This is a genomic window from Aeromonas sp. TW 6, assembly GCF_013168745.1.
GTDB lineage: Bacteria > Pseudomonadota > Gammaproteobacteria > Enterobacterales > Aeromonadaceae > Aeromonas > Aeromonas caviae.
Window position 1 is genome coordinate 38,077 of sequence record NZ_JABERS010000011.1, and the last position, 12,706, is coordinate 50,782.

Annotated in this window: 5 protein-coding genes; all 5 read left to right on the forward strand. The window is 67.2% G+C overall.

Annotated elements, in window-relative coordinates:
- Positions 1-18: 18 nt before the first annotated feature.
- The 5 genes from amoB to amoH are packed head-to-tail and all read left to right on the forward strand — an operon-like array spanning position 19 to position 12,677.
- Entirely contained in the window at positions 19-942 is a 924-nt protein-coding gene (amoB, locus tag HKD46_RS07590) for an amonabactin biosynthesis bifunctional protein AmoB (RefSeq protein ID WP_171865089.1), read from the forward strand.
- Positions 939-4,040: an amonabactin biosynthesis non-ribosomal peptide synthetase AmoF gene (amoF, locus tag HKD46_RS07595; protein WP_171865090.1), complete on the forward strand. Its 3,102-nt coding sequence runs from the start codon at positions 939-941 to the stop codon at positions 4,038-4,040. The genes amoB and amoF overlap by 4 nt, the downstream gene beginning before the upstream one ends.
- 20 nt (positions 4,041-4,060) lie before the next feature.
- The gene (gene amoA, locus HKD46_RS07600) at positions 4,061-4,810 is read left to right on the forward strand and encodes an amonabactin biosynthesis protein AmoA (RefSeq protein WP_161646496.1); all 750 of its coding nucleotides are present in this window, start codon (positions 4,061-4,063) and stop codon (positions 4,808-4,810) included.
- A 14-nt stretch (positions 4,811-4,824) separates the two neighbouring features.
- Entirely contained in the window at positions 4,825-11,136 is a 6,312-nt protein-coding gene (amoG, locus tag HKD46_RS07605) for an amonabactin biosynthesis non-ribosomal peptide synthetase AmoG (protein ID WP_171865091.1), read from the forward strand.
- Positions 11,133-12,677, forward strand: a complete 1,545-nt coding sequence (gene amoH / locus HKD46_RS07610; RefSeq protein WP_171865092.1) for an amonabactin biosynthesis glycine adenylation protein AmoH — start codon at positions 11,133-11,135, stop codon at positions 12,675-12,677. Before amoG ends, amoH begins: the two co-directional genes overlap by 4 nt.
- Positions 12,678-12,706 lie beyond the last annotated feature (29 nt).

A 12,706-nucleotide genomic window follows, 5' to 3' on the forward strand; every position in this document is an offset into this window, starting at 1 on the left:
AAAAGGAATCATGACGTTATGGCTATCCCAACCCTGAACAATTACGCCATGCCCAGCCAGTGGAAGGCCAACAAGGTCAACTGGTCTCTGGATCCCAAGCGCGCCGCCCTGCTGATCCACGACATGCAGGAGTACTTCACCGCCTTCTATGGCGAAAACAGCCCGCTGATCGCGGCGCTCACCGAGCGCCTGGCCGCCGTGCGCAAGCAGTGCAAGGCCCTCGGCATCCCGGTCTTCTACACCGCCCAGCCCAAGGATCAATCCCCTGAAGATCGCGCCCTGCTGAGCGACATGTGGGGCCCGGGTCTCAACAAGAGCCCCGAGCTGCAGCAGGTGGTGGCAGCCCTGCGCCCGGAGCGGGACGACACCGTGCTGGTCAAGTGGCGTTACAGCGCCTTCCAGCGCTCCGAGCTGGAGCCGATGCTCAAAGCGCTGGGACGGGATCAGCTGATCATCGGCGGCATCTACGGCCATATCGGCTGCATGATGACCGCCTGCGACGCCTTCATGCGCGACATCCAGCCCTTCTTCCTGGCGGACGGGGTGGCGGACTTCTCCCTGGCCGACCACCAGATGGCGCTCGACTATGTGGCAACCCGCTGCGGCAAGGTGATCCCCTGCGAGGAGGTGCTGGCCCTTGCCCCGGCTTCCGCTTCTGCCGCCCAGAGCAATTCGTTGTCCGCCAATCCGTTGCTGACGTATGAGGGGCTCAAGGCGCGGCTGCTGAGTCATATCGACGAGGACGAAGATGAGTTTGACCCCGACGAGAACCTCATCGACTACGGGCTGGATTCGGTGCGGATCATGGCCCTGCTCACCGAGTGGCGCGCCGCCGGGGTGGAGCTCGGCTTCGTGGATCTCGCCAAGCTGCCGACCCTCAATGGCTGGTGGCGCCTCATCGAGGCCAGGCTGGCAGCCCAGGCGCTGGAGGTGACCCCATGAACCGCTTCCCCTTGACCATTCCCCAGCAGGGGCTCTGGTCCGGACATCTGCTCAATGACGACAAGGCGATGTTCAACACCGCCGAGTGCATCGCCTTTGACGGCAAGGTCGAGGCGGCTGTGCTGGTCGCGGCCCTTGCCAAGGCGGTGGGGGAGTGCGAGGCGCTCAAGGGCCACTTCGAAGACGATAATGAGGCGGTCTGCTTCGTCTCGCATGAGCTGCCCCTGGCCTATGAAGAGGTCTCCCTCGAGCACGATGACGAGACGCTGGCCCGCGCCTGGGCCTGGGCCGATCTACGCCGCCCGTTCGAGCTGACCCAAGCAGCGCCCTGCCGCTTCGCCCTTTTGCGCGGCCCCGGCCGCGATTATCTCTACAGCTGCGTGCACCACATCGCCCTCGATGGCTTTGGCACCACCTTGCTGTTCCAGCGCATCGCCGAGCTGTATGCAGAGGGGCTGGCCGGTAAGATGAACTCCCCATCGCCCTTCGGCTCGTTGGCTGAGGTGCTGGCGGAAGAGGCGAGCCGCGAGCAGAGCGGCAAGAACGCCGCCGCCCGCGCCTTCTGGCAGGAGCAGTTGAAGGAATGGCCCGAGGTGCGCTCCTTCAGCGAATCCCGAGCCCCCATCGCCGCCGAATTTATCCGCGAGAGCCGTCCGCTGCCGGCGGCGCTCTGGCAATCCCTGACCGGCTTTGCCGACGAGCACAAGCTGGGCTGGCCCGATCTGCTGCTGGCCGGTCTCTCTGCCCAGCTGTCGCTGTCGAGCGGCCAGGATAAGACCCTGCTCGGCCTGATGATGATGAACCGCATCGGCTCGGCGTCGCTGACCGTTCCCTGCATGCAGATGAACATCACCCCCCTTGCTCTGGAGCTCGAAGAGGGACTGAGTCTGGCGGAGGCCGCCGGCGCCGTGGCCAAGGCCAAGCGCGGGGTGCGCAAGCACCAGCACTACCGCTACGAGCTGCTGCGCCGCGACCTTGGCCTGGTGGGGGGCGACAAGCGCCTGTTCGGTCCGCTGGTCAACATCATGCCGTTTGATCACGCTCGCCGCTTCGGGCCGCTATCTGCCCATATTCTCAACATCAGCGCCGGCCCGGTGGAGGATCTCACCATCGAGGTGCAGGTCGGCGTCGATGGCCAGCCACGCCTGGATCTGGACGCCAACCCCGACTGCTACCAGCAGGCCGACCTGGCGGCCATCGCCGATACCCTGTTTGTCCTGCTGGGCCGCTGGCTGGCCGAGCCCGCCCAGACCCTGGGAACGCTCAAGGCCGACTGGCTGGCGGAGCAGCGAGCCAGCGCCCTGATCGTCGGCCCCGCCCATGAAGCTCTCCAGGTGCGGCCTGTGCTGGAGGCGCTCTGCCACTTCGCCGCCCAGACCCCGGACAAGATTGCCTTGATTCAGAGCACGGCGCAGGGAGAGGTCCGCTTCAGCTACGAGGCGCTGCTGGCCAGAGCCGAACAGATGGCGGCCGCCCTGCAGGCCGCAGGCGTCGTCCCCGGCGACAAGGTGGGGGTCATGCTGGCCCGCACCCCACAGGCCATCTTCGCCCAGCTGGCGGTGCTGCTGGCCGGCGCCGTCTATGTGCCCCTCGACCCCGAGCAGCCGCTGGAGCGCCAGGGCCATATTCTGCGGCTGGGGGAGGTCAAGACCCTGATCACCCAGGCCGAGTACCGTCACAAGCTGGCCAGCCTGTTTGAGGGGCGCACGCTGCTGGCGGGGGATCTGGTGAGCGATAACCGCTTGAACCAGCCGGCCGCCGGCCGCGCCGTCGCCTACCTGATGTTCACCTCGGGCTCGACCGGCCTGCCCAAGGGGGTGGCGGTGAGCCACGGCGCGCTGGATCACTTCGCCGCCGCCGCCCGCTGCCGCTACCACCTGGATGAAGACGCGCGGATGCTGCAATTCGCCCCCTTCAACTTCGACGCCAGCATCGAGGAGGTGTTCGCCACCCTGAGCGCCGGTGCCACCCTGGTGCTGCGCACCGACGCCCTGCTCGAATCCATGCCCGCCTTTGCGGCCGGGGTGGAGCAGATGGGGATCACCCACCTCGACCTGCCCACCGCCTTCTGGAACGAATGGGTGGTGGCGCTGACGGCGGGTCAGGCCCACATTCCTGCCGGGCTTACCACCGTCATCATCGGCGGCGAGGCGGTCTACCCCGAGCAGCTGGCCCAGTGGCAGCGCCAGGGCCGCTCCGATGTGCGCCTGTTCAACACCTACGGCCCCACAGAAACCACTGTGGTGGTGACCACCCAGGAGCTGCAACAGGAAGACCCGAGCCAGGCCCAGTTGCCCATCGGCCTGCCGCTGCCCGGCATGCAGGCGCTTATTCTGGGGGCGGGGGAGCAACCTGCCGAGGAAGGAGAGTTGGTGCTGCTCGGCCCACAACTGGCCAATGGTTACGTGGGCGGTGTGCAAGGGAGCTTTGGCACCCTGCGGGTTGGCGCGGAGCTGATGCCCGTCTATCGCACCGGCGATCGGGTGCGCCTGGTGGCTGGCCGGCTGGTCTACCTCGGCCGGCGCGATAACGAATTCAAGATAAGCGGCTATCGTATCCAGCCCGGCGAGGTGGAGGCCCAGTTGCTGGCCCTGCCGGGGGTGGACGAGGCATGCGTGCAGGGGGTGAGCATCGGCAGCGTGCGCCGACTGGTGGCCTTCGTGGCGGGGCTGGAGCGCGACAGCCGGGTCATCAAGGCGCAGTTGGCCAGGGTGCTGCCCGCCGCCATGATCCCCACCGACTATCGCCACTATGACCAGTTGCCCCGCACCGGCTCCAACAAGCTGGATCGCAAGGCCCTGCTGGCCGCCTACCAGGCGGGCGGCGAAGCCCTGACCCTGGGCAGCGAGACCGAGAACCGGGTCGGCGCCATCTGGCAGCAGATCCTGGGGCTGGCCACCATGGCGCCCACGGACAACTTCTTCGAACTGGGGGGTCAGTCCCTGCAGACCATCCAGATAGTCAACCGGCTCGGCGCCGAGTTCGGGGTGCAGGTCAAGGTCTCCGACGTGTTCGATCACCCGCGCCTTGACGACTTCTGCCGTTTCCTCGACGGCCTGCTTTCCGAGGACGAAGAGAGCGTGGAGATGGTGTGGTGATGGATAAGGAGCAACAAGCAATGGCCTTTGATTTCACTGGCAAGCGGGTCTGGGTGACCGGGGCCGGGCGCGGCATCGGCCGCGAGGTGGCGACGCAGTTCGTGGCGGCCGGTGCATCCGTGGTGGGGCTGGATCTGGCGTTTCCCGAAGCCGACTACCCCTATGCCACCCGGCTGCTCGATATTGGCGATTCGAAGGCGGTCAACGCCTGCTGCGCAGCGCTGCTGGCGGACGGCGGGCTCGATGTGCTGGTGAACGGGGCCGGGGTGCTGCGCCTCGGCCCCACCGAAACCTTAAGCGATGACGACTGGCACGCCTGCATGACGGTCAACGCCAGCGGCGTCTTCTATCTGCTGCGGGCCCTGGTGCCCCACTTCAAGGGGCAGCGGCGCGGCGCCATCGTTACCATCGGCTCGAACGCCGCCCATGTGCCGCGCATGCTGATGGCGGCCTACTGCGCCTCCAAGGCGGCGGTCACCAGCCTGACCCAGACGGTGGGGCTGGAGCTGGCCCCCTTCGGCGTGCGCGCCAACCTGGTGTCGCCGGGCTCGACGGATACCCCCATGCTGCGCGGCATGCTGCCAAGCGAGGAGGCCATGGCCCGCACCATTGCCGGGTTGCCGGAGCAGTTCAAGCTCGGCATCCCCCTGCGCAAGGTAGCCACCCCGGCGGAGATCGCCCATACCGTCCTCTTCCTGGCCTCGGATCTGGCCAGCCACATAACGCTGCAGGATCTGGTCGTCGACGGCGGCGCCACCCTGAGTGCCTGAGGCTTGAGAAACAGATGAACAATATGATTTTGCTGTTGAAACAGCTGGAACGGCAGGGAGTGAAGCTTGCGCTGAACGACAAGGGCCAGCTTATCTCCCAGTCGAGCAAGGAGGCGGTGACGCCGGCCATCGGTGCCACCATCAAGGCCCACAAGGATGAGCTGGTGCGCTGCCTGGCGGCCCGTGCCGCTTTCGAGGCACCCATTCTTGCGCAACGTGATGCCGAGGGCGCCCGGCAGGGGCCGCTCTCGTCGTCCCAGAGCGGGCTCTGGTTTATCGAGCAGTACGAGGAGGCCTCCCACCTCTACAACATGCCGGTCTATTTTCGCGTCAAGGGAGAGCTGGACACGGCGGCGCTGGAGTTTGCCTTCGACCACCTGTTTGCCCGCCACCCCAGCATGCGTACCCGCTTCATCAAGGACGAGGCGGGCAGGGGGGCCCAGGAGATCCTGCCCCACACGCCCTTCAAACTGCAGATTGAGGACGTGAGCACAGAGCCCGCTGCCGAGCGGGAGGCCTATGTGGCCCGCCGGGTGCGCGAGGAGATAGGCCGCCCCTTCTCCCTGACCCAGGGGGATCTCAGCCGGGTGCATCTTATTCGGCTCGGCAGCCGCGAGCACGTGCTGCTGATCACCCAGCACCACATCATTTCCGACGGCTGGTCGGTCAAGAACATGTTCGCGGATCTCAAGCGTGCCTTTCTTGCCCATCAGAACCGCGAGCCTCTGCAGGTAAGCGAGCTGCCGCTCACCTACATCGACTATGCCCGCTGGTTCAACTCACCGCGTTTTCTCGATTATCACGCCGAGTTCAAACCGTTCTGGGTCGATCGGCTCGGTGGCAGCCCCGAGGTGCACGGTCTGCCGCTCGACAAGCCGCGCCCGGCCCATCAGGACAGCGGCGGCGAGCTGGTCTTCTCCACCATCGAGAGCGACCTGTGGGAGAGCTTCAAGCGCCTCTGTCAGCGCCACAGCACCTCCAACTTCATCGGTCTGCACGCCCTGTTTGCATTGCTGATGGTGCGCCAGAGCGGCGAGAAGGAGGTGGTGATCGGCACCCCGCTCGCCTATCGCGAGCGCCACGAGATCGAGTCGCTGGTGGGCTTTTTTGTCAATACGCTGGTGCTGCGCACTCAACTCAGCGGCAAGCCCAGCTTTGTCGACTATCTGCAGCAGTGCCGGGAGGAGGATCTGGCGGCCTTCGATCACCAGCTCTACCGTTTCGAGGCGCTGGCCGAGGCCATCGGCGCCGATCGCACCACCGCCATCAACCCCATCTTCCAGATCATGCTGGTCTATCAGGCCAAGGTGGACTTCAACGATCTCATCCCCGGTTGCCAGCTGGTGGAGGAGACCTCGCCTGTGTTGCCTGCCAAGACCGACATCTCGGTCAAGGTGACCGAGCTGATGGACTCCGTCCGGGTGGACTGGCTGTTCGCCACCGCCCTGTTCGAGCGGGAGACCATCCAGGCCTACGCCGATCGTCTGCTGCACCTGATGCGCGCCGTGGTGGCGGCCCCCGAGACCGACATCTGGCAGTTGCCGCTGGAGGCGGGCACCGACCAGGCGGCGCTCGCCGCCGAGCTTGCCGACCTGCCGCGGGATTACCCGAGCCGCGACACTCTGCTCTGCCATATCGAGCGGCGCGCTATTCAGTTGCCGGGCGCGTTGGCGGTGAGCGACGGCGCGCAATCGTTGACCTATGGCGAGCTGGATACGCGTGCCAACCGGCTGGCCCACTGGCTGCTGGCTCAGGGCGTCACCCCGGGCGCCGCCATCGGCATCCAGGCCAGACGCGATGTCGCCTTCGTCATCGCCCTGCTCGCCTGCTGGAAGGCGGGGGCGGCGTATGTGCCCCTCGACCCTGCCTATCCCGCCGAGCGGCTTGCCCATATCCTGAGCGACGCCTGTATTGCGCTGGTGCTCGGGGGAGAGCCGGACGCCCGGCTTGCCGAGGCCATCAAGGGCACAGATGCCGGTTACCACAACCTGCACCAGCTGGCGCTGGACAAGATGCCAACCAGCACGCCCGCACTGCCTCGGGACGCTGCCATGCTGGCCCAGATCATCTACACCTCCGGCAGCACCGGCCTACCCAAGGGGGTCATGGTGGAGCAGGGCAGCCTGGTCAACCTGATGGCGGATCACGGCGATCGCATCGCCATTGATCAGAGTGGCGCCATGTTCAACTGCATGTCCCTCTCGTTTGATGCGGGCAACATGACCACTTTGCTGCCGCTCTACTGCGGCGCAGCCCTGCACTTCGGCGAGCCGGGGGAAGGGGTGATCGCTGCCGCCATCAGCAAGGGCGCCAGCCATATGATTTTGCCGACCGCCCTGCTCGCGAACCTGCTGCCACCGACGGATCTCGGCTCCCTCAAGGCCATCGGTTTTGGCGGCGAGGCGTGCCCGAGCAGCCTGGTGGATCGTTGGGGAGAGCGGGTGGCGCTGTTCAACATGTACGGCCCGACCGAGTGCACCGTCACCGCGCTCTGCGCGCGGCTCACCCCGGGGGCGCCCATCACCATAGGTCGACCGATCAACCACCTGAAGGCGCTGATTCTTGACGAGGCGGGCAACCCCTGCCCGGTGGGGGTCCCCGGCGAGCTCTGCCTGGCGGGGCTGGGGCTGGCTCGCGGCTACCTCAATCTGCCGGAGCGCACTCAGGAGGCCTTTATCGAGCTGGCGCTGGCGGAACGTACCCATCGCCTCTATCGCACCGGCGATCGGGCCCTGCTGCGCCGCGACGGCAACATCCAGTATCTGGGCCGGATAGACGAGCAGATCAAGCTGCGCGGCTATCGCATCGAGCCGGGTGAGATAGAGACCCGGCTCGCCGAATTGTGCCCGGCGATGCGTCAGATCAAGGTGGTGGTGCAGGAGGGGCGCCTGCTCGCTTACGCCTGTTTGCAGGCAGGGGCGAGCGAGCCCGATGGCGATGCCCTGCTGCAGCGGGCCGGCGAGTGCCTGCCCGAATACATGGTGCCGGCGCGCCTCTGCTGGCTGCCCGAGATGCCGCTCACCCCCAACGGCAAGCTGGATTTGCGCCGCCTGCCCGCCATCGTCTGGCAGCAGAGCAAGGGCGAGCCGCAAAACGAACTGGAGCAGACCGTGCTCGCCATCTGGCAAGGGGTGCTCAAGCAGCCGCTCGGGGTGGAGGATGATTTCTTCCGGTTGGGCGGTGACTCTATCCTCAGCATCCAGCTCACCACCCGGTTGCGGGATGCCGGGTTGCACTGCAGCGTGAAGGACGTGTTCGAAGCCAAGACGGTGCGCCGCCTCTGCCGCCAGCTCGGCCAGCAGCAGGCCGTCAGCCACAGGAGCGAGCAGGGCAGCCTGACCGGCGAGTTCCCGCTCCACCCCATTCAGCACTGGTTCTTCGAGCAGGGCTTTGCCAAGTCCGGTCACTGGAACCAGGGGGTGATCCTGCGCCTGCCGGCAGGGGTGGACGATGAGGCCCTGCGCGGCTGGCTGGATACCCTGCGCCAGCACCACGATGCCCTGCGTCTGGCGGTGACCCCGACCGGCCAGCGCTACCTGGCCGAACTGCCATTGCCGCCGCTACCGACCCTGGATGCTGGCAGCCTCGATGAGGACGAACTGCAGGCCCGCCTGACCGAGCTGCAGGGAGAGCTCGACCCCGCCAGCGGCCACACCCTGGCCTGGGCCCGCCTGCGGAATCTCTCTCTGGAAGGTGAGCGGGAGGGCGAGCGCGAGACGGTGGAGGGGCTCTTCCTCGCCTTCCATCACCTGGTGATCGATGCGGTCTCCTGGCGCATTCTGGCCGAAGATCTGGCCCGGGTGAGCAGGGGCGAGCCGCTGCCCGCCAAGGGCAGCAGCTATCGCCAGTGGGGCGAGGGGCTGGCGGCCTACGCCAAACGGGAAGAGGATCAGCTTGGCTTCTGGCTGGCTCAGGGGGAGGGCAGCCAGGGTCACCTGCTGGAAGCGGCCCGCGCCGCCGATGGCCGCGCCGCCGCCAGCGTGCTGCAACTGAGTCAGGAGACCACAGCCCGTCTCATCGACACCGCCAACCAGGCCTACTTCACCCGGGTGCCAGACCTGCTGCTGGCGGCCCTGACCCGTACCCTGAGCGAGCAGGGTTACGGCAGCCGTCACTGCGTGATGCTGGAAGGACACGGCCGTGAGGCCATCGATGCGGAACTGGACGTGAGCCGTACCCTGGGCTGGTTCACCAGCACCTACCCGCTGGCACTGGCGGATGCCGGGGCGTGGGATGCGCTGGTCTGCGCCACCAAGGAGCAGCTGCGCGCCGTGCCGGACAAGGGGGTGGGCTTCAACGCCCTGCGACTGCACCACCCCCGTGGCTGGGCACTGCCCGAAGCCCTGGTGGTCTTCAACTACCTGGGGGTCAGCCATCAGGGCGAGGCTGCTCAACCTTGGCAGCCGCTGCCGCTGGCGCCGGGGGCACCCACGTCCCCTGACAACCTGCCGCGTGAGCTGGTCAGTCTGCACGGTGGCGTGTTTGATGGCCGCCTCACCCTGCGCCAGGTGGGCGCCCTCAACCAGCAGGCGAGCGACGCCCTGATGGCGCGGCTGGCGGACAACCTGACGGCGCTGGTGGAACACTGCTGCACGGTGAAGGCTCCGCGCCATACCCCGAGCGACTTCCCGGGGCTTGGCCTCTCGCAAGCTGCGCTCGATCGGGTGCTGAGCGGACGCGAGGTGGAGACCCTGCTGCCCATGACCTCGCTTCAGCAGAGCATGTTCCATCACAGGGCGCTGCTGCCCCGGGATCACGCCTATCACCTGCAGACCGAGGTCGACTATCACCAGCCGCTGGACGTGGCGGTCTACCGTCAGGCCTGGCAGGGGCAGATTGCCCGCTGGCCGGCCCTTCGCAGCGAACTGGTGCTGGCGGATGGGGTGGCGCTGCAGCGTATCCTCAAGCATGCCGAGTTGCCATTCCACTATGAGGACTTGTCTGAAGTGGAACATGCAGAGGCACGGGTCCAGGTCTACCGCGAGCAGGATCTGGCCCGCCCGATCCCGCTCGAGCAGGCCACCCTGCTGCGCCTTGCCTGTTTCAAATTGGCCCCCGATCACCACAAGGTGATCTTCAGCGCCCATCACGGCGTGCTGGATGGCTGGAGCGGCCCCGTGTTGCTGGGTTCCTTGCATCGCGCCTATCAGGCGCTGATGAACGGCCTGTTGCCGCAAGGCGAGCCGGATACCGCCTGGCTCGAGTTTGGTCGCCATATCGCCAGCCAAGCCCGCAGCGCCGAGGCTTACTGGCAGGGGCGGGAGGAGCTGCTAACAAAGCCTAACGATCTCGCCTGCTTGTTCGGGGTGACGCTGGACGCTAGCGCAAGCGGACGCCACACCCAGCAGCGACCGGCGGTGTGCGTCACTGTGCTGCCGACCGAGGTGGCGACCTTGCTCGCCCATCGTGCCCGCGACCTTGGCGTGACCGCGGGCCTGTTGGCCCAATATGCCTGGCACCGTCTGCTGGCTCGCCGCTCTGGCGATGCCGTTACCCTGGTGGGCAACGTGACCCCGGGTAGGGACTACCCCATCGAGGGGATCACCGCGAGCGTCGGGCTCTACATCAACAGCCTGCCGTTGGCCCTGGCGTGGCGCACCGAGCTGACCCTGGCCGAGCATATCGCCCGGTTGCAGACCGATCTGATGGCGCTCAATGAGCACGGTACCCAGTCGCTGGCGGCACTGACCAAAGGCCGGGCACGTCTGTTCCAGAGCCTGTTCGTGTTTGAGAACTACCCCATGCCGGCGGCCCCTGTCGCCCCCGAACCTCACCAGCTGGTGCCACGTTTTGGCGCCGTGGTGGAGAAGGTGGAGCTGCCGCTCTCCTTGGTGGTCAGCAGCCGGGGCGAGACGCTCCAGCTGCGCCTCGAGTTCGACGGCGAGCAGATCCCCGAGGCCCGGGCCGAGGCGGTGCTGGCTGACTGGCTGGCCGAGCTCGACTGGTTGGCGCAGACGGATCTGGGCCAACCGGCCAGCGTGGCGGCGGCCGCGCTGTTCCCAGTGAGGGCGCAAGGGGCTGCCACACTATCGGCAGCCACACAAATGGCCGCCACCAGAGCTGAACCCGGCCTGACGCAACCGCCGGCCGAGGCCCGCGTGCTGGTGGCCCTGTGGGAGCGCCAGTGTGGCGTGCCCGGCATCTGGCAGCAGACCCTGTGTGAACTCGGGGTGGATTCGGTGCAGCAGCTCGCCCTGCTGGCGGCCCTCAACGAGGCGTTTGGCCAGGAGCGGGTACCACTTACCCTGCAGGCCCTCAAGGCCCATCCATCCCCCTGCCGGCTCTATCGGCACTGGCTGGTGCGCCAAACGGAGGCAGCGCTATGACCGTGACCATCAAGCATGAGGCTCCGCTCGTGCAAACCCGGCCTGCCCCCCGTGAGGGGGCGGCCAACCTGGGGGCGCGGCTGGCGGCCTGTCTGGCCGCCACCCCGCTGGCTCCCGCCATTCGCATGGGCGGGGAGGGCATCAGTGAGGGCGGATCAGATGAACAGTGGCTTAGCTACGGCGCGCTCAATGCCAGGGTCGGCGAGATTGCCGCCCGTTTGCAGGGGCTGGCGGTGGGGGAGCGGGTTGGCCTCTATCTCTCCCGCAGCCCCGATCTGGTGGCCAGCCTGCTGGCCTGCCTGCGCCTCGGTCTCACCTTCGTGCCCCTTGAGCCGGATTTTCCGGTGGAACGACTGCAGGGGATCGCACGCCAGGCGCGCCTGTCGGCGGTGATCTGCGACGGCGACAGACCGGCTCCCGCCTTCGGCTGTCCGCTGCGTACCCTCGACGGGCCGGCAGCGGCAGGGCCGATCTCCTGGCCTCAGGTGGATGACGCCCTGGCTGCCTACATGATGTTCACCTCGGGCTCCACCGGCGAGCCCAAGGGGGTGGTCATCAGCCGGCGGGCCCTGCTCTGCTTCCTCGACGGGATCCGCGAGCGGCTCGGGCTATCACCGAGCTGCCACTGGCTCTTCATCACCACCCCGGCCTTCGACATCTCCCTGCTGGAGATGCTGGGGCCGCTCTGGGGCGGTGGCCGGCTGACGGTGGCTGGCGGTGAGCACAACAAGGATCCGATGGGGATGCTGGCCTTGCTCGAGGCAGACCCCTCCATCAACTGGCTGCAGGCCACCCCAGCCTGCTGGCGCATGCTGCTCAAGGCCGGCTGGCAGGGGCGCAATACCCTCACCGCCCTGTGCGGTGGCGAGGCGCTGGACTCTGGGTTGGCCGAGCAGCTCTGTGCCCGCACCCGGCGACTGTGGAACTGCTATGGGCCCACCGAGGCCACCGTCTGGTCCCTGGTGAGCGAGGTGCGCTGGCCGCCGGTTGGCGGGCAGATCACCATCAGCCACAGCCTGCCCGGCTATCGTCACTGGGTGCTGGACGAGGCGGGGCAGCCGGTGGCAGAGGGAGAGTGTGGCGAGCTCTGCATCGAGAGCCCGGCCCTGTGCGAGGGGTACTGGCGCAAGCCGGCCTTAACCAGCGCCGCCTTCCTGCGCCTTGCCACCCATCGCCTCTATCGCACCGGCGATCGGGTGCGCCTCCTTGGGGCGGACCGCTTCCTTTATCTGGGGCGGCGTGACGATCAGATCAAGCTGCGCGGTTTTCGCATCGAGCTCGGCGAAGTGGAGGCGGGACTACGTCGTCAAGCCGGGGTGCAGGAGGCGGCGGTGCGTCTGGTGGGTGAGGGGGACGAGGCCATGCTGGTGGGCTACGTGGAGGCGAAAAGCGGGGTGACGCTCAATCGCCTCGCCCTGCGCAAGGGGCTGCAGGCGACGCTGCCTCACTACATGGTGCCGGCGCGGCTTATCCTGCTGGATGCACTGCCCAAGACCGGTAGCGGCAAGCTCGACAGAAAGGCGCTGCCCTTGCCCGAGTAGGCGGCCTTGCCGGACGGTAAGAGCGATGG

What these genes read in the sequence shown, in the direction of transcription:
- amoG (WP_171865091.1), top strand. Translation starts at nt 4,825, where the DNA reads ATGAACAATATGATTTTGCTGTTGAAACAGCTGGAACGGCAGGGAGTG.
- amoF (WP_171865090.1), top strand. Translation starts at nt 939, where the DNA reads ATGAACCGCTTCCCCTTGACCATTCCCCAGCAGGGGCTCTGGTCCGGA.
- amoA (WP_161646496.1), top strand. Translation starts at nt 4,061, where the DNA reads ATGGCCTTTGATTTCACTGGCAAGCGGGTCTGGGTGACCGGGGCCGGG.
- amoB (WP_171865089.1), top strand. Translation starts at nt 19, where the DNA reads ATGGCTATCCCAACCCTGAACAATTACGCCATGCCCAGCCAGTGGAAG.
- amoH (WP_171865092.1), top strand. Translation starts at nt 11,133, where the DNA reads ATGACCGTGACCATCAAGCATGAGGCTCCGCTCGTGCAAACCCGGCCT.